Origin of the sequence: Nocardia brevicatena NBRC 12119 (genome assembly GCF_000308495.1) — a bacterium.
Lineage (GTDB): Bacteria > Actinomycetota > Actinomycetes > Mycobacteriales > Mycobacteriaceae > Nocardia > Nocardia brevicatena.
Genome location: NZ_BAFU01000246.1, coordinates 38073 through 61257 on the forward strand (window position 1 = coordinate 38073; position 23185 = coordinate 61257).

Sequence of the window (23185 nt, forward strand, 5' to 3'; positions counted from 1 at the left end):
CCGGCCGGTTTCGATCCGGGGCCTGGTCGGGTGGTTTCGGTGCGTTGGCCGGCCAGGCCGTGCGCGCGTAAGAGCTCACCGCTCGGTCCGGGTGGTGTCGGCCTCGATCGGCGTTGTATCGATCGCCTGTCACCCGAACGCTATGCGGGACATCATTTCTCGCGGCCGTCCTCGACTCCACCGCCGCAGCCTATTCCAACTGCGCCAATAAGACCGTGATCACGAAATACCGCTGGAGTATCGGGAATCCTGAGTGCCTATCGCGCGACGCACGTATCCGCCGGCCGACGGGCCGGTGCGTCTCGAGCCATGACCGGCGACCGGCCATACCGGGTGGGACTGCGGCCCTCCGCCGGCGCGGCCGAGATACCCGAAAACACTTCGGGCCCATGGTCTCTGGCGAAGACGCATGGCCCGTCCGGTAGTACGGCGAGCCGCGGTGACGAATCGAGTCGGTTCTTCGATCGAAAGCGGTTGGAGGACAATACGTATCGTCAAGCCCGTGATCACCACGGTCCGACGACGAGTGAGCGTTGGGCGGGGAGCAGTGCTACCACGAACTGCGGACAGGTCCGCATGCATAGCACAACGCGCCCGCTGCTACTCGGAAACCGCAAAACTGCCCAGAACAGCAAAACCGCAGCTCAGATGTCTTGTCTGTCAATGCCTCCGCCCTGTTCCCGGTATCGCAGGTCGACATCTATCCCCGTGGCCGCCATGGAGATATGATGGTCGCCAACAATGACGCTGAACGGTCGGATCAGCACGGTAAGGACATCCACCTCGACTGACGCTTGTCGCACTGGGGTTCTGCCATGCCGGTTACCGCCGATTCGGTAACCGGCATGGGGAAGATTAACGCTGTGTTCGCTCTGGGATGGGAACCACCTCCGCATCTCGATAATCCGTCGTGTGTCCGAGCCGATCGCGTGGCGCGGGAAGATCGCCGTACACCGCGGTGGCGGCCTTCGAAGCGGTTCACTGCGCCGCTTGGCGAAGGGGGACGGCCGCGCCGGGATGGAAGACCCGGTAATAGTTCTGTCCTGCCGAGCTCCTGGACCGGGCCGTGGAGGGCGGGTTGGAGCCCGCCAACCGCTGATCCCTCTCCACGCGGGCCGCGCGTCGTGTCCACGCCACTCACAGCGCGCCCTGTGGGCCGCATCGCGGGCGTGGTTGACCGTTGCCTATGACGCACTCGATCGGGAGTATACCGAGGAATAAAAATATGCATATCAGACGACAGCAAGATGCCAAGTTCGGTGTTTCTGTTGAGGGCTTTGATGCCTTGTCTTCGAGCGACGAAGACGTGGACATTCTCAGACGGAGCGTCTACGAACAGAAGATCGTTGTTTTGAAGAATCAGAAGCTTACCCCATACCAGTTTGTTGCCTTGGGACAGCGGTTCGGTGTGCCCCAAGTGTATTACCAGCCCATGTATCATCACCCCGAGGTCGAGGAGATCTTTGTATCTTCGAACGTGCATCACGACGGTAAAAGAGTGGGTGTTCCACAGACCGGTAAATTCTGGCATTCGGACTATTCCTTCATGCCGCGTCCTTTCTCGATCACCTTCGTCTACCCGCAGGTAGTACCCGAAAAGAACCGTGGAACGTATTTCATCGACATGGGACACGCATATGCGCTGCTTCCTGAATGCCTCAAGTCCGCAGTATCCGGAACCAGGGCTCGTCACAGCGCACGTCGATACTTCAAAATTCGACCGACGGATGTGTTTCGACCTATCGGCGAGGTACTCGAAGAGATCGAGAAAGAAAGTCCGGACGTCTTCCACCCAACCATCGTCACACATCCGGTGACAGGCGAGGAGATACTCTATGTGAGCGAAGCTCTGACCCACGAGTTGCTGGGCGGGAACGGCACGGCGCTGGATGACAAACTGTTGCAGGAACTCTTCGAGGCCACTGGACAGCGAGATCTCACCTTTTCGCACGAGAACATCCACCTGCAGACCTTCGAAGAAGGAGACTTGCTGATCTGGGACAACCGAAGTCTGGTGCACCGAGCGCTACACACCAGTGAGTCAGAACCTGCAGTTTCATTCAGGGTGACAGTCATGGACGAGCACCCGTGGTGAGGAAATGAGAGCAAGTTATGCAAAGCCGAATATCTCACGTGGAATTTGCTCCTATCGACTGCGACCAGAATTTTATGGACCGAGTTCTCGAGCCGTACAAGACCAACTGTCGATACATTAAAACAGCTGTGGTGGATATGGATGGCCGTACCGATCGACTGCGCATCAGCGGTACATTCGGTATCCCGGAGTCGTGCTACATAGCAGATACCGGCCATTTCAATTCGGTAGAGTTCAATATCTGCTACAATCAAATGGCCTACTGCCTGATCGCAAAGGCCGTCGGCGAATCGTTGATCTCCCCATTCGACTCGTGGAACATGGAAGACTATTGGGAGCGCCAGCTTCCGAATATTCTTATCTACGACTTCCGGAGTAGATTCCGACGACCTATGCTCAGCGCATCCTTCCTGGGATCTCTCGAGTTCATCGAAGTAGCCCAACGGCATGGTGACCGACCGCTCGTGACAATCGACACGACATGTCAGTTCTCGGACGATTCGGGCTGCAGCTCCGAGGGGTCCGTGAAACTGGCCATCACCAACCCCCCGATACGTGGGCAATAGGGTCCTTGCGGTGGAATTCGGACCTGTAGACAAGCAGCTTCTGCGCCGCCTGCCGCGGTGGGAGCGCGACGTGGTTCTCGAAGACTTGGTGACCCAGATATTCAAGGGCCTGTTGTTCATGGAGAAGTCCGACGAACTCCCATTCGACGAGAACTACTTCGACATGGGTCTTACCTCATTGCAGCTTACAGAGGCAAAAGAAAAGATTGAACTAACTCTTGAATGCGAGATCGAGACGACTCACCTCTTCAACAATCCGACTATTGCACACCTCGTTGAGCATCTGAACGAAATTATCGTCGGAACCGGCTGAACTGGAACGAAATATGATCTGCAATGATTACCCCATCGCGATTGTTGGGATCGGCCTCCGGTTTCCAGGAGGAAACAACTCCCCGGCCGAATTCGCGCAGTTCCTGAAGGATGGCCGATCCGGGATTACGAAGATACCTCCAGGGCGATTACCATCCGTTCCGCCCGATGTCTGCACGGACGGTGGCTACCTCGATGACATCCAGGGATTCGATGCGAACTTCTTCAATATCTCCCCGAGAGAGGCGGCATTCGTAGACCCTCAACACCGGCTGACGCTGGAGACTTCATGGGAAGCCCTGGAGAACGCGGGAATCGACCCCCGTACGCTCCGTCACGGGGATACGGGAGTGTATGTCGCCGTCGCCGGCATGGATTATGCCATGGAAATAGCCCGGCTTCCGGTCGAGCAAGTCGAATTGTACGCGGGCACGGGCATGCTCCATTGCGGTGCCTCGGGCCGAGTGTCGTACTTTCTCGGACTTCGCGGACCGAGCATGAGCGTCGACACCGCTTGCTCTTCGTCTCTCGTGGCGGTGCACCTGGCCGTACAGGGCCTACGCATGGGTGAATGCAGTCTGGCCCTGTGTGGCGCTGCCAACACCATAAGCGATCCGACTTATCCTGTCATGGCCGGCCGGGCGGGCGTATTGGCCGAGGATGCCCGCTGCAAGACCTTCGACGACGCCGCCGATGGCTACGTACGTGGTGAGGGCGTTGCCATGATAGTGCTCAAACGCCTCGATGACGCACGCCGCGACGGTGACCGGGTTCTCGCGATCATTCGCGGTTCCGCCGTGCGTCAAGATGGTGAGAGCGCCGCTCTCATGGCACCGAACGGCCAGGCTCAGGCATCGCTCATGCGGGCAGCCCTCGAGAACGCAGGTCTCACGGCCGACGACATCCAGTACGTCGAAGCGCACGGTACGGGAACTGCGCTGGGTGACCCGATCGAGATCAGTGGTCTCACAGAGGTCTTCTCCCGCACCCGTTCCGTCGACAACTCTGTATTCGTGGGTTCCGTCAAAACGAACATCGGACATCTCGAATCGGCGGCGGGTATGGCCGGCCTCATCAAGACAGTCCTGCAGTTCCAGGACGAAACCATCTATCCCCATCTGAACTGCAGTACGATGTCACGTCGAATCCCCTGGGAAAAAATTCCGATCAGGATTCCGCTCGAGGCGATACCGTGGGAGGCCGCTACCCGTCGTGCCATAGTGAACTCGTACGGTGCAACAGGGACGATTGCCTCCCTCGTACTCGAGGAAGCCTACTCGAGAGCTCACCTCCCGCAGCAGCCCGAACGTAACGACAAAATTCCTGCGATCTTCACATTGTCGGCCAAGGATCCGACCTCTCTGAGGTCGACGCTCGACTCCTATGCGGAATTCCTGAAGGGTGCAACGGACCAGGACCTGGTCGACATCTGCTACACGTCGAATGTGGGACGTGCGCACCATACCTGGCGAATCTCGAGTCCCATCGGTACCACCGCGGAACTTACCCAATTCATCGAGCATCAACGGGAGCGGCTTCACCGGCTGCGAGCGAACGGTGGTTCGCCGAATGTCGCGGCGATGTTCCCCGGGGGAGGTTCGCAATACCGTGGTATGGGCCGGGGCTTCTACCGGAGATTCCCGGTCTTCAGGCACCACGTCGACCAGTGCAGCGAGCTATTTTCCGGTCATATCGACTACTCGATCAAAGACGCGATCATCGGGAACGGCGAGCAGGACCTACCAAGCGGGGCAGGGATACTTTCGGCGAGCATTTTCACATTGGAGTATGCCCTGGCCCGGCTGTGGCTTTCCCTCGGCGTACGACCCGGCGTTCTGGTCGGCCACAGTCTCGGTGAGATCGCCGCTGCCACTGTGGCGGGAATCTTCGATGTCGAGGATGCCGCTCGCCTGATTTCCTTCCGCGGTGCACTCCTGGACAAGACCTCACCCGGGTCGATGGCTGCGGTCGAAGCCGCGCCTCGGCAAGTGCAACGCATTCTCGAAGACTTCCCGGATGTATCACTCGGCGCCGTGAACGGGCACACGCAGTGCGTTATTTCGGGCGAGAGCGGGTCCGTAAAAAAGATCGGATCGATTCTCGAGGGCAAAGGTTTCAAGGTAACGCACCTACACGTCCCGGTGGCTTCTCATTCGCCACTGATGGATGAGATCGCCGCCGACTACCGAGCCTTCCTCGCGACGATCGAGTTCGGTGATCCCGAATATCCGATAGCGTCAACAGTGACAGGTGCCATCGCGAAACCGGGAGAAATGACGACAGTCGAATACTGGATGCGCCACCTCCGCAACCCGGTGAACTTCGCCGAAGCCGTTCGCTCCATTGAAAACCGAGGAAGCCAGGTGTTCCTCGAGATCGGACCCGGCGCGGAAATGATCGGCATGGGTAGGCAGTGCACCACCCGCGACGACCACATCTGGCTCGGAAGCATGCACCGTGCCGACCTCGGCGGAAAAACGATACTTCACTCGGTATCCCGATTGTACAACGCTGGACTTCCTATTTCTTGGACTGCCTGGCACGACGGCGTCCGCGGTAACCGAGCTGCCCTGCCAACCTATTCCTTCCATCGGAAACCGTACTGGATTCCCGCATCTCATGAGCACACGGATGTCGACGACCTGATGTCGAGTCATCCGCTCCTCGGCGCCGAGATTTCTACGGAATCGGAACGAACCAAGGGTGTAAGAACCTTTCGAACCCAGGTCGGCTCGTCTCGACCGGCATATCTTGCCGGACACACGCTCGGTGGAACGCCCGTTTTTCCGGGCACCGGCTTCGTCGAGATGCTACTCGCTGTACAGGACATCTTGTTCGGCGAAGCCACACGTCCGATCGGAAACCTCGGATTCCATGAACCACTATTTCTTTCACAAGAAACCACCTCCCTCCGAATCAGCGTTCAACAGTGCCTTGGTGGCCCGCTGAAAGTTAAAATTCTCAGCGGCGACGGAGAGAGTGGAGGTGCGGCGGATCGTCTGCACGTGAGCGCACAGATCGGCGGGAGCGCGGATACCGATCTTCTCGATTTCAACAAGGCAATCGATGAGATGCGTTCGATTTCGGCAGCGGATGCGGCAACCGAATTGGTAATGAATTCGGCGGATGTGACCGAGTACTACCGTCGACGCGGCGTCGACCATGGCTCCATGCTTCGGACATTGCGGCGGGCGACCAGATACGCCGGCGCTACCGTTATCGGCGAGCTCGAAGTACCGGCCGCGACGCTGGTGGACTTCCTGCATCCAGCCCTCCTGGCAGGGGCTTTTCAGAGCATTGCCTGCTTGCTCGGAGATAAGTTGGCAGACAACGTCACCTTCGTATCGGTTGGCGCCGAACGGGTCCGTCTCTTCCGGAAACCGCGTGGCTCTGTGCTTCGCAGTGTGCTGCACGTGCTTCACGCCGACGAAGAGAAGATCACGGCTGATCTCGCACTGCTCGATGAGAACGGCGATCCGGTGTTCGGTATGAACAAGCTTGTCTTGCAGCGTATTTCGGCAACGAATTCCGCCGTCGTCGAAGTGAACACTTCACGATCCCCCATCGTGAGTGAGTTCGAAGCGAACAAGGCGATCAGAGGTGAGGCCGCGACATTCGATCTCGGTTCCTGGAAATGTCTTCCTGTCGAACAACGCCGCCGATCGGTGTGCGCGTTTCTTGCGTCCTGCATCGCAGAACTACTGCACTTCCAACACCCGGACGAACTCCCGGCCGGCGCCACATTTTTCGAGATCGGAATGGACTCGATAATTGCCATCAAACTAAAGAACGCCGTCGAAGACGCTTTTCGAATACGGTTGGAAGCCCGCGCGATCTTCGAGAATCCCTCCATCGACGACCTTGCCGAGGTTCTCCTCGCGAAGGCGACCATCGGTACTCTTTGTGATTCGGATCCGAGATGACAGAAACTTACAGAGTCCAGGATACACTGGTTGGAACAGTCAAAAGACAGGCGACCGACCTTCCGGAAAAAGTCGCGATTGTCTGCGGTACTCGTTCCGTGACCTATGCGGAACTGGATACCGAAAGTGATCTGACGGCAAGTGCGCTGGTTGCGGAGGGAATTAGTAAAGGATCCCGAATTGCGTACCTCGGCAAAGAGTCGGAAATCTGCTACGAAATCCTCTTCGGCTGCGCGAAGTCCGGTGCGGTACTCGTACCGATAAATTGGCGCCTCACGTCCGCGGAGATCAGTCATATTCTTGCCGATTCCGCGGTGCGGCTGATTTTTATCGAACGAGAGTTCATGTGCGCGGTCGAAGACATATCCGATGTTCTTCCGGCTCTGGACTCGACCGTTGTCCTCGATGACCCTGACACTGGATTCGCGGATTGGAAGCGTCGGAATTCAAATGTGCCCGTAACCGCCGTTGCGCATACCGAAGACCCAGTCGTTCAGATATATACCAGCGGCACGACGGGCCTGCCGAAGGGCGTAGTACTGGCGCATCGAACTTTTTTCGCGGTACGCGATATTTTGGCACGAAATAATCTCGACTGGATAGACTGGCGGACCGACGACAGGAACCTGGTCGGCCTCCCCGGCTTTCATATCGGCGGGTTGTGGTGGGCTGTGCAAGGAATAGCTGCCGGTGTAACCAACATAATACTTCGCACCTTGAACAGCGGTGAAGTTCTCCGCGCACTACGCCAATGGGGTGTGACGACCACCTGCATGGTCCCGGCAATGATGCACATGCTCGCAGCGGAACCGAGTGCGTCATCGGCCGACTTCGCGACCCTACGCAAGCTCGTATACGGCGGATCGCCGATTTCGGAAGCGCTGCTGGCCCGCTGTCGCACCTTGATGGATTGTGAATTCGCTCAGATATACGGGCTCACGGAAACAGGAAATACCGCGGTATGTCTGCCACCATATGCGCATACAAGAGGCGGCCATCTCCTCAGGGCGGCAGGCCTACCGTATCCGGGAGTCGAAGTTTCCGTTGTCGACAAGCAAGGAAACGAACTCGAAGCGGGTCGGATCGGTGAGATCAAAATCAAATCCCCCGCATGCATGACGGAGTACTGGGGACAACCCACCGCCACCGCGGAGACGCTCCGGGACGGCTGGGTGTACACCGGAGACGCTGGGTACCTGGACGCAGACGGTTACATCTACATCTGCGACCGTATCAAGGATGTTGTCATCGTGGCAGGTGAGAACGTCTATCCGGCGGAGATCGAGAGAGCTCTGGAACAGCTACCCGCCGTTGTGGAAGCGGCCGTCATCGGAATACCCGACGAACGATGGGGAGAACGCCTTCACGCAGTCGTTGTCCGGCGCAACGGGGAGGCGGTCACGTACCGACAACTTGCCGACGGCCTGCGCAAGTCGCTCGCCAATTTCAAGATTCCCACCAGTTGGGAGTTCGCGGACAGTATCCCGCGCAACCCCAGTGGAAAGGTTCTGAGACGTCGGCTACGGCAATCCTACAGCAACGGTCGGCACCTCTGATGTAACCGTGAGAGATCCAAGGAATTGCTATCGTGAAGCAGATATACGACCTGGGTGAGATGCCGCCTACCGGTGTGGTACCGGATAAGATGTATGCCTCTGTCATCAGGAGTGATCGGTACGGCCCGCCCGGCAAAGCATTCAGGACCGAAATCATCGACGTCCCTCCCCTGGGGCGTGGCCAAGTGCTTGTCTATATGATGGCGGCCGGTGTCAATTACAATAATGTATGGGCGGCTCTGGGAAAGCCGGTCGATGTGATCGGTGCCAGGCGACGCAAAGGCGAGGCCGAGGATTTTCATATAGGAGGGTCCGAAGGGTCGGGAATAGTATGGGCGGTCGGAGACGGGGCGCGCGATGTGAAGGTGGGCGACCATGTAGTAGTGTCTCCAGGCTTCTGGGACGAGACCGCACCGGACATCAGGGCCGGGGCGGACCCGATTACCTCGTCCACCCAGAAGGCCTGGGGATATGAAACCAACTTCGGCGCCTTTGCCCAGTTCGCGCTGGTCCAGGACTATCAATGTATTCCGAAACCCGATCGCCTGTCCTGGGTTGAGGCCGCGGCATATATGCTTACCGGCGCAACGGCCTACCGTCAGCTTACCGGTTGGAATCCGAACGTTGTTCGTCCGGGTGAGCCTGTTTTGATCTGGGGTGGATCCGGCGGCCTCGGCTCGATGGCCACGCAAATTACCAGGGCTCTCGGCGGAATCCCTATAACTGTGGTATCGAGCGAGCAGCGCGGTGAGTACAGCTTGCGACTGGGCGCGCAGGGAGTGATCAACCGAAACGACTTCGGTCATTGGGGACGACTTCCGGACATCGGCGATTCGGATGCATTTGATCTGTGGCTGCAGGGGGTCAGGTCATTCGGAACTCGGTTTTGGGAGAAACTGGGAGAACGTCGGGCGCCAACAATTGTGCTGGAGCATGTAGGTCAGGACACCATTCCTACATCCATCTATCTTTGCGACAACGCTGGGATGGTCGTGCTCTGCGGCGGCACGTCAGGTTACCATGGTGATGTCGATCTGAGATTTTTGTGGATGCGTCAGAAACGGTTGCAGGGTTCGCATTTTGCCAATCTCCGACAATGCCATGAGGTCACCCAGCTCGTCGCACGAGGATATATCGATCCGTGCCTGAGCTATGTAGGTTCCTTCGAGGAAATAGGTATGGCTCATCAACTGATGCACGACAACGCGCATCCGCCGGGAAATATGGCGGTCAGGATAAACGCACACGCCGAGGACGACCAGTACTCCGGCTGTACCTCGTAATACGGTGTCGCCGATTTTGCTGCCGGCCGAACGGGTGGGCGGTAGCCTGCGTGTCCTGTGCTGATCTCCTGGCGAAACCGACTGCCTTCTGGCGCATTCGATCGATCCGCCGGGACCCGGAACGGATCCGGCAGTGATCGATCTGGCGACGCCGACACCAATACCGCGCCCCAGCAGGCGCACTACCAGTGCAGGCGCGTGCTACATCACGAAGCGCAGCCGGAGTACCGGCCGAGTGGTGTTCTGGGAGCGTCCTCGGTGGTGGACCCGGACGCCGCTCCCAGTGTTGACCGGTGCGCTCGGCCGGGATCGGAGCTATCGAGCGCGAAGCACGCGCTCTCGCACTGCGCCCGGGCCGCACGGCATAGTAGTGAAGATGCCGTGAGGGCACCTTCGGCACCGGTTGGCAGACGCCAACCGGTAGCGGCTGTTCCGAGATCGCTTTCTTGCGGAGGGGATTGCCCGGGCGACGGGGCGGAGGTGTACCGAAGAGAGCGCAGCGGCACAGGGACACAGCCGTGGGACCGACTCCGCGGAGGACGCTCCGACCGAGATGCGGATCGAGCGACTGCGGGAGCGCGCAGGTACGTCCCGGCCCGTTTCGGTGACTCGGTGAGGTGCGCTCGTTCGTCTATGCATCGTAGTCGACCGTTACCGATGGAGTATCCGGTACCGCCTGGCAGGTGAGGACGTAGCCGCCGGCGACCTCGTCGTCGGTGAGTGCGTCGTTCACCCGCATGGTGACCTTGCCCTCGGTCAGTTTGGCCATGCAGGTGGCGCAGCTGCCGGATTCGCAGGAGAACGGGGGAGCCAGCCCGGCCCGGCGGGCGCTTTCCAGCAGGGTTTCGCCATTGCGGCGGGGTACCGACCTCTTTTTCCGGCCCAGAACGATGGTTACCGTACCCTTTTCGGGTGCCGCCGGCGTATCTGCGGGAGTGGTCGTGGGTGCGGCGGCTCGGACCGGCGGGGAAGAGGGCGTACCGGTGTCGAAGCGTTCGGAGAACACCCGGCCGGGGCCGGTCAGCGCCGATTCCACCAGCTCCATGAACGGATCCGGCCCGCACACATAGGAATCCGTTCCCGTGTCGGCGCCCACGAATTCCCGCACCGTCGCGGTCGTCACGAAGCCGCGTTCGTCGTCGAGGTGCCGGATCACCGTCAACCGTCCCGGGTATCGGTCGGTCAGTTCGGCCAGTGCCGATTCGAAGATGGCCGAGGTGCGGTCACGGTCGGCGCACAGTAGCCGTACGGTGCGGTTGGTGCTCGCCAGGACGCTCTTGGTGAGCGACATGATCGGAGTGATGCCGCTGCCTCCGGAGAATCCGAGCATCGGTCCCAGGGCGGGGCGCAATAGGAAGCGTCCGGTGGGTGGGGACAGTTCCACCACGTCGCCTTCGGTGAGGTTGTCGTGCATCCAGGTGGAGACCTTGCCACCCGGTACCCGTTTGACCGTGGTCGTGAACTCGGTGTCGGTCTCGGGAGCGCTGGACATCGAGTACGAGCGGAGCAGCTCGCGCCCGTCCACCGGGATCTTGAACGTACAGAACTGTCCGGCCCGGTAGAAGAACGGCCCGTCGTGCGGTTCCAGCACATAGGTGCGAGTATCCGGAGTCTCCTTGACGATCCGGGTCACGGTCGCTCGGCGGAACAGTGGTTTCGCCACGACCACCTCCTTGGTATCTATATTCTCTTCTTGGGAGAATATTATTATCAAATTCGGATATGATCGGTCGTGCCCGAGTGTTGGATGAGGAAGACCGGTGGGTGAACCGATAGTGCTCGCTTTCGAGGAGCGGGAATTCGGCCGCTCCCGCCTGGACGAGCCGGCCGACGGCCCGGCCGCGGTACTCGCCGACCGCGGCGTGCGAGCCGGACAGCGGGTGGCGCTGATGTCGTCGAACCGTCCCGAATTCGTGGTGACGATGTCGGCGGTATGACGGTTGGGCGCGGCGGTGGTGTTGATCGGTCCGGCCTGGAAACACGACGAGGTCCGGCACGCACTGAGCATATCCGGCGCGGAGCACGCCGTGGGCGATCACCCCGTGCCGGCCGAACCGACACCCATGCTGTCGCTGGACGACGAGATACCGTCGACCGACAGCACCTTCGGAACACCCGACCCGAACGCCGACGCTGTCCTCGTATCCGCTTCCGGCACAACGAGTTCCCGAAGACTGTGCGGCATACCCACGCCTCGATCACCGCTGCCGTCGGGCACTGGCGCGATGTCCTGGGCCGCACCGCCACCGATCGCATCCAGGTCGCCACCCGCCCTCCCAGAAGGACTGAACGGTCGTAGCGGAGCGGCGGAGACGACACCGGCTCGGCAGCGGTGATCGGCGACGTCCGAGCAATCGTCGTGACACCGCTCCACAGTCGACCGGTACTGCCCGGTTCCAGGAGAATGGACGGCATGGGATTCGCCGAGTTGCCCACGACCGCGGCATGGGCGCACGAGGGTGGCCGCTCCGGTTTCGAGGTCGCCTATTTCGCCACACTCGACAGGGGGCGGAGTATCGAAGGCTGCACCACAGCTGTCGAGGACGGCGAGACCTGGTTCGTCGAATACGCGATCACTCTGAACGCCGACTGGACCACCTGCACCGCCAGAGTGACCGGCCACTCGTCATTCGGACGACGATCGATAACGCTCGAGGGCGACGGTGCCGGGCACTGGCTGCTCGACGGGCGGCCGGCTCCCCACCTGGACGGCTGTCGTGATGTGGACCTGGAATCGTCGGCGATGACCAATACCCTGCCCGTCCACCGTCTCGGGCTTCCCGTCGCCGAACGAGCCGCGGCGCCCGCCGCCTATGTGCGGGCATCGGATCTCACCGTCCACCGATTGGAGCAGGAGTACCGCCGCATCCCGGACCGCGGCGCGGACCAGCGGTACGACTACAACGCACCGGCATTCGACTTCACCTGCCATCTGGTCTACGACCGGTCCGGTCTGATCCTGTCCTATCCGGGGATAGCCGTCCGCGCGGCCTGAACCGCGCATCGGTCGCGGGGCCCGGCTCGGTATTCGGCCGGGATGTCTTCGTCGATGGGCGGAGGTTCCCCGCATCGGCCCCCGATAGCCGAGCCCATCGAGGTCGTCGAGATATATCTCGGTCGTGAACCATGTTCGGCAGCGGGATATTTCGATGTTTGATCAGAGCCGGGCGTGTTCGCGGGCCCGGACGCGGTCGCGTTGTTCTTCGAACCGGGGTATCCGCACGTGTTCGAGGTTGTCCAGGTAGGCGGCGAGTCGTTCGCGGGCTTGTTCGCCGCGGGAACCGAAGTCGGCGCGGCCGAAGATGTTCCACTGCCGGATGACGGGTTGGAGGACTTCTTCGAGGTGTTGGCGCAGGTCGTAAATGCCGTGTTTGGCCATGAGGACCCCGTTGCGGCGGAAGTTCGGCATGCCGGTGCCGGGCATACGGAAGTTCTCCACGATCAGGTCGATCGCTTCGATGGCCTGATCGGGCACCAGGTCGAGGGCGGCACCGCACATGGTCCGGTAGAAGATCATGTGCAGGTTCTCATCGGCGGCGATGCGTTGCAGCATGCGGTCGGCGATCGGGTCCTCACACACGGCGTCGGTATTGCGGTGGCTGATCCGGGTGGCCGGCTCTTGGAGGGACACGTACGCGACCGAGTACAGAAACCCGGCCTGATCGGCCGCGGTCAACTGGTCACCCGGCGCGGCGAAGCCGTTGGTCATGTGAATCATGCGGTCGTTCTCCAGGGCGACGGGATCGACGCCGCGGGTGACGACGAGATAGTCGCGGAGGACGATGCTGTGGCGAGCTTCTTCGGCGGTCCAGCGGCCGACCCACGAACCCCAGGCGCCGTCGGGGGAGAAGTTCTCACTGATCTCGCGGTGATAGGAGGGCAGATTGTCCTCGGTGAGAAGGTTCGTGATCAACGCCGCCTTCGCCACCTCCGACAACCGGGATTGCTCGGGCTTCCAGTCGACACCGCCGAGCAGCGCGAAATTGCGGCCCTCGTCCCACGGCACATAGTCGTGGGGGTGCCACTCCTTGACCATGGACAGGTGCCGGTCGAGAGCCTGCCCCGCGACGGGCTCGAGCTCGGTGAGGATCTCCAGCTGTGTCAGATCGCGCGCCAATGTTGTTGTCTACTCTCTCGAGAAGAAACGGGGGGACCGAAGGTGTTCGATGGCGGCCTTATCCGGGGCAGTCGGCAGCGACCGCTACCGGGCAGGTGCGCCGAGGGCAGGTGCCGGCGACGGAGCGGTGGCGTCGGTGTCGCGGTCGGTGGGTGTGATGAGGGTGAGGTCGGCGTCGTAGCGGCGGTACATCAGATGGCCGCGGCCCGAATTCGGGTCGGTGTAGAACAGGAACGGCAGTCCGTACTCGCACACCCGAGCCGCGGCCCGGGTTTCGGTGATTGTCGGTGCGGGACGGGGATTGATCGTCAACGGTCCCGGCCCGTCCGTGGCCGAACGCGGCGGATGGACGCTGTACCGGCGGGCCAACCGCAGCCCGCGGGGGCCGGCACGGTAGATGACGGCGTCCTCGCCGGTGTCGGCATCGATGAACAGATGCACGTCGTAATCCATCGCATCCATTACCGCCGCGGCCGCCAACGGCCGGCTGACCGTCAAGGAGACCGACTTACGGCGGGCCAGTCCTCCCGGCCCGGGAGAATCGAGGGGCGGGCGAGTCGGATCCGGCCACGACCGCGGCTGCCACGACGTCCGCAACGCCTTGATCTGCCGTTCCAGCCGCACCACGGCCGGGAGCGCATCACCGTGGCCATGCGTCAACGTCTGGACCCGGGCCGGTATATCGCCGAGGTGCAGATTCACCTGGATCAGCAGCGGGCCACTGTCGTGATTCGGCCCGGTGATCCGCAGTCGGGCGCCGCCGGGGACATGGTCTCGCTGCAGTAGTCGACCGACCGCGCCGGCGAACCGCTCGCCCTCGAGCGCCGGCACTCGGCCGCCGGCGAACACGGTCACATCGGGAAACGATATCGACGACCATGCCTGCGACGCCTGTAACACCGCGCCCTCCACTGTTCTCGGTCCACCGATCCATCGTCGGCGGCCACACCACTGTGTTCGCTGCGTGGGGCATCGAACCAGGGCCGAAAGTCACAGAAATGCGCAATTCAACCATTTCATTGTTTCGCAATCAGCGGGTCCGACGCAGTGCGGGGCCGAACCGGCGCCGACCCGCCACGTGGAGTTGGCCGCGGGGCACACGACCACTTCCGGGCAACCCGTCGACGGCCACACCTCCGATTCGCACCGCACTACGACCTCCTCCTGCCTCTGGTTCCGGCCCGGCCACTCCGCGGCACGCAGTATCCGACAACGAGCAGAGGCGCGGATAGGGCCGAAGGACTCGATTGTGCGAGCGCGATCACCCCACCATTTGCGCTGTTTGCTAAACTCTGCAATCAATAGGTCGGTGTCGATACCGGGTGCCGGTGGAAGGGAGTGGCTCGCATGCCGGGACTGTCGCAGCCGCTCTATCAGATGAAGGCCGACTTCTTCAAAACACTCGGTCACCCGGTGCGGATCAGGGTCCTCGAACTGCTCAGTCAACGTGAGCACGCTGTCTCCGAAATGCTCACCGAGATCGGTATCGAGGCGGCCAATCTGTCACAGCAACTATCCATCCTGCGTCGAGCCGGTCTGGTCACCGCCCGCCGGGAAGGGTTGTCGGTCATCTACGAGCTCACCACCCCCGAGGTCGCCCAACTGCTCGCGACCGCCCGCGCCATCCTCACCGGCGTCGTCGCCGGCCAGGTCGAGGCGCTGGAACAGCCCGCGTAACCGGATCCGCGCACCGAGTCGGGGTGTGCCATGATGCTGATTGCAATTTTTCTAAAATAAGTATCTCATAACTTTCGCGAAGGGAAATATCGTAGTGATCGACCCTCTCACCGGAACTGTGCAGGCCCCGACCGACCACGAAGGCATCCCGGCCCGAGGGGCCGAGATCTCCGAGTTCGCGGCATCGCAGCTACGTCCGGCGAAAGCCCGGTGAACGTGCTCGCCTTACTGCCCCGCTGGTCGGACTGGAGGTCCGCGGTTCGCGCCCCTGGCAACGACCTGCTCGCGGGCGTGATGGTCGCGTTGGTGGCACTGCCGTTGGCGCTGGGTTTCGGGATCTCCTCGGGACTGGGTGCGGCTGCGGGTCTCGCGACCGCGGTCGTGGCGGGTATGGTGGCGGCGGTCTTCGGCGGGTCCCGGTTCCAGGTGTCCGGACCCACCGGAGCGATGACCGTGGTCTTGGTGCCGATCGTCGATCGGCACGGCGCGAGCGGGGTACTGGCCGTAGGGCTGCTGGCCGGTATCGTGCTGGTGGTGCTCGCGGTCGCCGGAATCGGACGGGCTGTGCGATATATGCCGGTGCCGGTGATCGAGGGCTTCACCGCCGGCATCGCGGTCGTTATTGCGCTACAACAGTTCCCGACCGCCCTCGGTATCGCTCACGCCGAGGGCGACAAGGTATGGCGGGCGGCCTACGATGCGGTGCGGCAATACGTGTCGCACCCGCATCACATGACGCTCGTGACCGCACTGCTGGTCGCCGCCGTCGTACTCGCCGGCGGCCGGTATCTGCCGAAGCTGCCGTTCGCGCTGATCACAGTGGCCACCGCGACGGTCGTGGCGCAGGTATTCGATCTCGACCTCACCCCCGTCGGCACCATTCCGTCAGGATTGCCGGCCCCCACCCTCGGATTCCTCCATCCCGACCAGCTCGGCTCACTGGTGGCGCCCGCCCTGGCGGTGGCCGCCCTCGCCGCACTCGAATCGCTGCTGTCGGCCACCGCCGCCGATGCGATGGCGGTGGGCACCCGCCACAACCCCGACCGCGAACTGCTCGGTCAAGGACTGGCCAATATTGCCGCACCATTGTTCGGCGGTGTCCCGGCCACGGGCGCCATCGCCCGTACCGCGGTGAATGTGCGCTCCGGCGCCCGCACCCGGCTCGCGGCACTCACCCACGCGGTCGTGCTCGCGGTGATCATCTACCTCGCCGCACCGCTCGTCGCCGACATCCCCGTCGCGGCGCCGGCCGGGGTGCTGTTGGCCACCACCGTGCGGATGGTGGAGACCGCGTCGCTATCCGCCATCGCCCGAGCCTCGCGAGGGGACGCCGCGATCATGGTGGTCACCTTCGCCGTGACGGTCGCGATGGACCTGGTGACCGCGGTGGCCGTCGGTGTCGGCATCGCCGTCGTGCTCGCACTGCGGTCTGTCGCAAAAGAGGCTCGGCTGCAGCGGATTCCGCTTCGATTGCCGATCGACGACACCGATCACGTGGCCGAGGAGCGCGAATTGCTACCCGACCACATCGTCGCCTACCGTCTCGACGGTCCCCTGTTCTTCGCCGCCGCACACCGGTTCCTGCTCGAACTGGCCGAGGTATCGGATGTGCACGTCGTCATCCTGCGCATGTCGCACGTCACCGCCCTCGACACCACCGGCGCACTCGTGCTCGAGGACGCCATCCGAAAACTCGAACACCGTCACGTCACCGTGCTCATGTCCGGACTGCGCGACGACCATCGCCGCCGCCTGGAGGCGATCGGAGCCCTGCCCGGCGGCGGTGCGCAGCACCTCTTCGAACACACCCCCGACGCCATCGCCTATGCCCGCGACTGCGTGGCCGGCGTGGCGGAACAACCCTGCCGATGAGCGACCGAACGAACCGGTACTCGCACGGCGGATCCGCCACATCCGCCGCGGATCCCATCCCGGTCATCGAGCCGCGGGTGCTTGTCCCCGCTCATCCGGGGCCGCTGGGGATGGCAGTGGCCGTGATAGCCGCGAGCCGCGGTGCGGACCTGCCGGGCTATAGCCCCCGAGTCACTCTCCGGCGTGTACGGCACCGTCGATCGGCGCGCTGGGCTTCTCCTCGCCGGTCGTCGGGCAGGATTGGGAGGCTTCGAACGGACGGGCGCCGCAGCGATACGAGGCATCGGATCCGCTCGGTGGTGATGGAGCTGTTCAGCGAGCGCGGCTACGACAAAGACCTCCCTGCGCGAGATTGCCGAACGGCTGCGCGTGACCAAGGCCGCGCTGTACTACCACTTCCGGACCGAGGAAGACATCGTGGTCGGCCTGTCGGAGGATCTGCGCCGCGGTATCGACGACATCGTGCAGTGGGCGCAGGCCACCCCGCCGGGCCGGGAGCGGGCCGAGCAGATCGTCCTCCGCTACGGAGCACTGCTGCACGGCCTGGGCAAGGACATGGTCCGCTTCTGGACCGAGAACCGGCCGGCCTTCCGTGATCTCGGTGTCGGTGCCGGCCTGCGTTATCAGTTCCGTGTGCCGGCCGACCTCATGGTCGGCCCCGACCACACCCCCTCGATGTCTTCCACGCCGCCAAGCGCTGCCGACCATCAGCTGGAGCCTGTCGATGATGGGCGACCTGGACCTCGACGACGAGGAAAGCAACACCGCCGCCGCCCGCATCGCACTCGACATCCTCGCCCGCATATCCGACTGACCCGGCCCCACGACGCGATACCGCCGCAGCGGCCGCCGGTTCACCGCCCGAACAGGTCGGCTCGAGGTGCCCGCGGTTCGCTCTGGGCCGGACCCCGCGCTCGTGCCGCAGCCGGGCGCCGGACCGGCCGGCGACACGGTGCGGGGTCCCTGTCGAATCTCTGGGATTCGAAGACGGCGCCGTGCCGGTCTGCCCATGCCCCGGAGCTCGCTTCGACACGCGGGGCCGGTGAGGCCATCGGCGGCGCGAGCCCGTGAGATGGGCACCGATCACGCTCCACCGCTCGTCCACACCTGCTGGGAGCCGAGACGGCGATGCTCGTTTCGCCCGCCGAGGTAGTCGCCGCGTCACCGCCCGGAGGCGGTGGTTCCGCGCATCCATGGTGCCAAGGGAGAATAATATGACAGTAAGCCTTCAATTGAAGGCGAACTCTCATACAGGAGGGCAAATGCGCACGATCGCACTCGAGGAGCATTTCGCGACACCGGCGTTCCTGTCCGGTCCCGGAAGAGCGATGGCCGAGCAGGCGCGGGCCGTCGGCAGCGGTCGGGTCATCGATATGCTGGAAGATCTCGGTGCGGAGCGGATCGAGGCGATGGACCGGGCCGGAATAGATGTGCAGGTGTTGTCATTGACCGCACCCGGTGTCGAACAGATGGAACCACGCGAGGCCGTCGCGTTGGCCCGTGACACCAACGATTTCCTGGCCGAGTCGGTTCGCCGATATCCCGATCGGTTCGCCGCGTTCGCCACCGCGGCGACCGCCGCGCCCGCAGCCGCCGCCGAGGAAGTGGAACGGGTGGTCGGTGCCTACGGATTCAAGGGAGTGGTGATCAACGGTCATACCCGCGGTCGCTACCTGGACGACGAGTTCTTCTGGCCGATCCTGGAACGGGCAGAAGCGCTGGGAGTGCCGGTCTATCTGCACCCGACACCACCGCCACAACAGGTTATGGAGACCTCTTATACCGGCAACTATCCCCGCGAGGTGGCCGACGCCCTCGCGACCACCGCGTGGGGGTGGCATATCGAGACCGCGACCCACGTACTTCGCCTCGTACTCAGTGGCGCCTTCGACCGCTATCCCGGGTTGCAGGTCGTGGTCGGCCACATGGGCGAAGGGCTCTCGTTCATGATGCCGCGATTCGAACAGATCATGTCGCACGTCGTGAAACTGGACCGTCCGATCGGCGCGTACTTCTCGGACAACCTGCACTACACGTTCGCCGCGTTCAACTGGGTACCGACCTTCCTCAACCTGCTCCTGCAGGTCGGCGTCGACCGGATCCTGTTCGCCACCGACCACCCCTACGGGTCGATGGACGACGCGCGCTCCTTCCTGGATCGGTTACCCGTCGCTCCGTCCGACAGGGAGCGCATCGCCCACGGCAATGCCGAACGCCTGCTGGGGATGTGACCGATGAGCGGACTGCGGGAGCGGAAGAAAACGCGGACCCGCCTGGCGATTCAGCGACACGCCTTGCGACTGTTTCGGGAACAGGGATACGAGAACACCACGGTCCGACAGATCGCCGACGCGGCGGAGGTCTCCGAAAGCACCTTCTTCCGCTACTTCCCCACCAAGGAAGAAGTCGTTCTCTGGGACGAATTCGACCTGTCGTTCGCCACACGGTTCCGGGCTCAGCCAACGGCGCTGGACTCGTTCGAGGCCATGCGGGTGACCATGCGCGACACCTTCGCCGGGCTGCCCGCCGGGCAACGGCAGCAGCTACAGGAACGAATCGGCCTGATGATGTCCGTGCCACCACTGCGCGCATCGCTTCTGGACCAGTTGATCGACGCGACCCGGGTGATGTCGGAGCTGGTGGCCGAGAGGTCCGGCGTCGAGGCCGCGGACCCGGCGGTGCGTGCGGTGGTCGGAGCCGTCGTCGGTGCGGGTTTCTCGGCAGTCCTTGCCGCGCAGGACGATCCCCGGGTCGATTTCACCGCGCTACTCGACGAAACACTGAGCAGCCTCGCCGCCGTCGTCTCGGCGCGCAACCAACGATCACATCGGACGTCGTCGATCCGGTCGGAAGGCACGAGATAGCGCCACCCCTCCTGCCAATCGAACGGGGCATCGACCAGATCTTCCAGACGCTTTCCCCTGAGGAGGTGGTCCAGAGCCCACTTGTTGGCCGAATGGGCGACCACGAGAACTGTTCGACCATCCCCGGCGGCGATCAGATCACGCAGGAACGATCGTGTCCGGTCGACGACCTCCCGGTAGCTCTGCCCGCCGGGGAACGGCGTTTCGATGTGTCGGCGTCGCAGCGCGGCCAACCGTTCGACCGGCATTCCGTTGAGCGTGCCGTAGTCGCATTCCCGAAGCCTGGCATCGAGGCGGATGGGTATCCCGGCATCGGCGAAGGCGGTCTCGGCAGTGTGGACAGCCCGCCGCAGGTCCGAGACGCAGACCTCGGAAAGCTCGGTATTCCGGTATCGCCTGCCGAGATCACGGGCCAGGTCGCGGCCCCGCTCGGACAACTCGCCGGGCAGCCAACCGGTGGCGATACCCCGCTCGTTGTCGACGGTGACCGAATGTGTTTCGAAGATGAGCTCGATAGTCATGTAGTGCCTCCCGCGCCTCGGGCCGCTGTCCCGCTCATCCGAGAAAGGGGATGCACCGCTTGCGCGGAAGGCCGGTCACTTATTACGTGCCAGATCGATCAGGTGGGTCAGGTTCGAAAGTTGTCGTTCGGGCTGTTCTCGGCGGCGCGGGATATGCAGCTGTCGCACTACCGCGTCTGCGCGAATTATTGCAGCTCGGCAAGGGCGGGTGCGACGAATGCTGGTGTGTTGGGGCCGATGTCGCCGGAGAGGAAGTCGTACGGGTGGTTGCGACAGTGTCGAATGGCTTCGAGGGCGAGGAAGCCGGCGGCGTAGGCGTTGCTGAGGCGAAGCTGCCAGAGGACGGTGGCGATAGTGCCTTGTCTTCCTGCGGCGGCGCGGGGAAGGTACTGGGCTGCTTGGTCGACGGGTGAGGCCCACAGGTAACCGACGACTGTTTCGTTGAGGGTGATGGGATAGTAATGGACGGTGGTGTCGGTGTGTTGGGCGTAGGTGGGGGCACGACCGAGTATGGAGTGCTCCAGCCTTGTGAACGGTCCCAGAGACTTCCGTCGGGCAGCTCGCCGTCCTGTAGCCAGGGACCGTCGTCCAGGGGTGGTCCTTCTGGGTTGATCCGATCCCAGAGCTCGTGGAGAGTAGAGGCTTCGGATTCGACGGCGTCGGCGGGTGTACCGCCGCACTGTGGGGTCTTCGGGGACGCCGATCCGGCTTCTGATCGCTTGGACCGGAGTGTGGCCTTGCCGATAGTTCAGAGTGAGTCGGTCATACCAGAACTCTGGGCAGATGAGGTTGTCCGAGTCGGCTGCAAGTGTGCGTTTGTATCCGGCGGCTTTGCCGCTGGTGGCTCCCCAGAGGGCTCCGATCAGTTGGCCGCCGCGCACGACCGGGAGATAACGGACCGGTCGTCGCGTCCAAGGCGAGTATTCCTCAGGTATGGAGGGAAGTGGGGGCGGAGATGGTTGATTGCGGGGGGTCTGGGGTGTGAGCTCGGCTGTGTGTGGGGCAGCTCGTCTTGTAACCACCACTCGATGCCGGTGGGGCGATTCGACGATTCTGGTGAGAGGCCGTGGCCGGGCTCGCGCTTATCATGCATGGGAGGTACTTTCCGAGTGGTTGTTGTGCCGATCAGCGCCCGCGCTTCGGCCGCCGAGTATCCCGTGCCGCTTGGAGAACGTGGGATGGTTTGAAACCGTGCCGGGTGATAATCCCTCGGCATGACGGGCAGGAGTGGGCACGGGACCGGTATCAGTGGTGTTGTCGGTGCGTGTGACGGCTGGAACCCGCTGCGCCTACGGAATGTCCGGCGGTGAGTGGTATTCGACTTGCCTATCATCAATGTGCACACCCTGTCGGCGTAGATTGTCGACCACCTGGCGCGTGAAATAACGTGCCGGTCGATAGTGGGTGCTGTGGTCCGAGATCAGTTGGACCCTTCCCTGCGCGACCTGTAGTTCACCGGCGCCTGCCACGGGCATGCCCGCCAGAAAGCTGGAGTGGTGGAACTCGCCCAGGATATGGTATGGCGACGAATAGATATTTCCCACGGAATCCATGACAAAGATCGCCCGTCCACCGCCAGGGGTCCATAGCGTGCGGGAATTCATTGTGTCGATCGGTTGCCCATCGTTGTTATAGAGAATTCCGTTATGCACATGGATGCGGAACGATAGCCGTTCTTCGGCGTTAAGATACCTGACTTGCTTTCCATTCCACACCGGGTTTCCAGGAAGGTTTTCACCTTGGAACTCCGGTTGTAGCTCTGTTGTTCTGTACAGCGGATGGAGATGGGTAGGCCGGTTGGGGTCGAGGAGTGGTGTGAGCATGTCTTCGGTGAGGTCGGTGTTCGGTACCAGTTCGTTAACCACGTCTGAAAAAGAAACACTTTCATCGTTGGTGGCGAGCATTGTATCGTAGCTTTCGTCCCAGTAGGGGGAGAAAAAACCGAGCTCGACACCGGATTTCATCCGTAGTAGAAGAAATGCTCCGTTCGCCGGATTGTAGTAGAAGTTTCTTTTCACCCTGGATTCTACATTCGGAAAGGAAGTGTGTATCCGCGCGATAGGCCGTGCGGATGCCATAAAATCGCCCATCCTTTCCTTGGATAATCTGAGATACGGGAGCTCCGGCCAGGGGCGCAGTTCATCCATGCGATGCACCACTCTGGTCAAAAACTCTCGAATCTCTGTGGCGGGCCACTTGACTTCAATCGCCGTAGGCAGCGGTTCTACGTGGAGCAACCCATACCGCAGTGCAGAGTATTCCTCATCGGGCGTGAGATCGAAGACGGGCTCTGTCAACAGAGCATTGGATATTCTATCGACAATATCTTGGTTCAGTTCGTTTTCGAACCGAATGTGATACAAAATTGTATTGACGACTCCCGGCCATGTGTCGATCAT

16 protein-coding genes and 1 pseudogene are annotated in these 23185 nt (G+C 62.2%); 12 read left to right on the forward strand and 5 right to left on the reverse strand.

The features are described from left to right. Positions 1-1225 precede the first annotated feature (1225 nt). The 6 genes from scoE to ccrA all read left to right on the forward strand — a co-directional run bounded on the left by scoE (position 1226) and on the right by ccrA (position 9735). Positions 1226-2095, forward strand: coding sequence for a (3R)-3-[(carboxymethyl)amino]fatty acid oxygenase/decarboxylase (gene scoE, locus ON20_RS31150; RefSeq protein WP_040841628.1), 870 nt, complete (start codon positions 1226-1228; stop codon positions 2093-2095). A 74-nt stretch (positions 2096-2169) separates the two neighbouring features. Then, positions 2170-2661 (forward strand): FcoT family thioesterase, encoded by a 492-nt coding sequence (locus ON20_RS40815; RefSeq protein ID WP_040841629.1) that lies wholly within the window; start codon positions 2170-2172, stop codon positions 2659-2661. Between the two features lie 10 nt (positions 2662-2671). Next, the gene (locus tag ON20_RS31160) at positions 2672-2974 is read left to right on the forward strand and encodes an acyl carrier protein (RefSeq protein WP_157229157.1); all 303 of its coding nucleotides are present in this window, start codon (positions 2672-2674) and stop codon (positions 2972-2974) included. Positions 2975-2987: 13 nt separating this feature from the next. Further along, positions 2988-6896, forward strand: coding sequence for a type I polyketide synthase (locus ON20_RS31165; protein WP_083865551.1), 3909 nt, complete (start codon positions 2988-2990; stop codon positions 6894-6896). Then, positions 6893-8452 carry a long-chain-fatty-acid--CoA ligase gene (locus ON20_RS31170; protein WP_040841630.1) on the forward strand — a complete coding sequence of 520 codons (1560 nt, stop codon included), beginning with the start codon at positions 6893-6895 and terminating at the stop codon, positions 8450-8452. Before ON20_RS31165 ends, ON20_RS31170 begins: the two co-directional genes overlap by 4 nt. A gap of 32 nt (positions 8453-8484) precedes the next feature. Continuing rightward, a complete protein-coding gene (gene ccrA, locus ON20_RS31175) occupies positions 8485-9735 on the forward strand; it encodes a crotonyl-CoA carboxylase/reductase (RefSeq protein ID WP_218002725.1) in 1251 nt (416 codons plus the stop codon). Positions 9736-10366: 631 nt separating this feature from the next. Here ccrA and ON20_RS31180 read toward each other — a convergent pair. Beyond that, on the reverse strand, positions 10367-11398 hold the full coding sequence (locus tag ON20_RS31180; RefSeq protein ID WP_040841704.1) for a ferredoxin--NADP reductase: 1032 nt from the start codon (positions 11396-11398) through the stop codon (positions 10367-10369). A 97-nt stretch (positions 11399-11495) separates the two neighbouring features. Here ON20_RS31180 and ON20_RS37555 point away from each other — a divergent pair, with 97 nt between their 5' ends. Together ON20_RS37555 and ON20_RS31190 are read left to right on the forward strand one after the other, a co-directional pair. After that, positions 11496-11672: an AMP-binding protein gene (locus tag ON20_RS37555; protein WP_169332412.1), complete on the forward strand. Its 177-nt coding sequence runs from the start codon at positions 11496-11498 to the stop codon at positions 11670-11672. Between the two features lie 476 nt (positions 11673-12148). Then, positions 12149-12730, forward strand: a complete 582-nt coding sequence (locus ON20_RS31190; RefSeq protein WP_040841706.1) for a putative glycolipid-binding domain-containing protein — start codon at positions 12149-12151, stop codon at positions 12728-12730. Positions 12731-12892: 162 nt separating this feature from the next. Here ON20_RS31190 and ON20_RS31195 read toward each other — a convergent pair whose 3' ends face one another. Together ON20_RS31195 and ON20_RS31200 are read right to left on the reverse strand one after the other, a co-directional pair. Then, on the reverse strand, positions 12893-13852 hold the full coding sequence (locus ON20_RS31195) for an acyl-ACP desaturase (RefSeq protein ID WP_040841631.1): 960 nt from the start codon (positions 13850-13852) through the stop codon (positions 12893-12895). 84 nt (positions 13853-13936) lie between these two features. Further along, positions 13937-14707, reverse strand: a complete 771-nt coding sequence (locus ON20_RS31200; protein WP_281032942.1) for a sigma 54 modulation/S30EA ribosomal C-terminal domain-containing protein — start codon at positions 14705-14707, stop codon at positions 13937-13939. A gap of 492 nt (positions 14708-15199) precedes the next feature. Here ON20_RS31200 and ON20_RS31205 point away from each other — a divergent pair, with 492 nt between their 5' ends. The 4 genes from ON20_RS31205 to ON20_RS31225 all read left to right on the forward strand — a co-directional run bounded on the left by ON20_RS31205 (position 15200) and on the right by ON20_RS31225 (position 20265). Then, on the forward strand, positions 15200-15529 hold the full coding sequence (locus ON20_RS31205; RefSeq protein WP_040841633.1) for an ArsR/SmtB family transcription factor: 330 nt from the start codon (positions 15200-15202) through the stop codon (positions 15527-15529). 216 nt (positions 15530-15745) lie between these two features. Beyond that, entirely contained in the window at positions 15746-17401 is a 1656-nt protein-coding gene (locus ON20_RS31210; RefSeq protein ID WP_083865560.1) for a SulP family inorganic anion transporter, read from the forward strand. Positions 17402-18663: 1262 nt separating this feature from the next. Next, a complete protein-coding gene (locus ON20_RS31220; RefSeq protein WP_040841638.1) occupies positions 18664-19632 on the forward strand; it encodes an amidohydrolase family protein in 969 nt (322 codons plus the stop codon). A 3-nt stretch (positions 19633-19635) separates the two neighbouring features. Further along, the gene (locus ON20_RS31225; protein WP_051163694.1) at positions 19636-20265 is read left to right on the forward strand and encodes an acyl-CoA-like ligand-binding transcription factor; all 630 of its coding nucleotides are present in this window, start codon (positions 19636-19638) and stop codon (positions 20263-20265) included. A gap of 50 nt (positions 20266-20315) precedes the next feature. Here ON20_RS31225 and ON20_RS40820 read toward each other — a convergent pair. Both ON20_RS40820 and ON20_RS37165 read right to left on the reverse strand, forming a co-directional pair. After that, positions 20316-20786, reverse strand: a pseudogene (locus ON20_RS40820) (histidine phosphatase family protein); the annotation flags it as partial. Positions 20787-22075: 1289 nt separating this feature from the next. Beyond that, positions 22076-23185, reverse strand: coding sequence for an IQM protein middle domain-containing protein (locus ON20_RS37165; RefSeq protein WP_157229160.1), 1110 nt, complete (start codon positions 23183-23185; stop codon positions 22076-22078).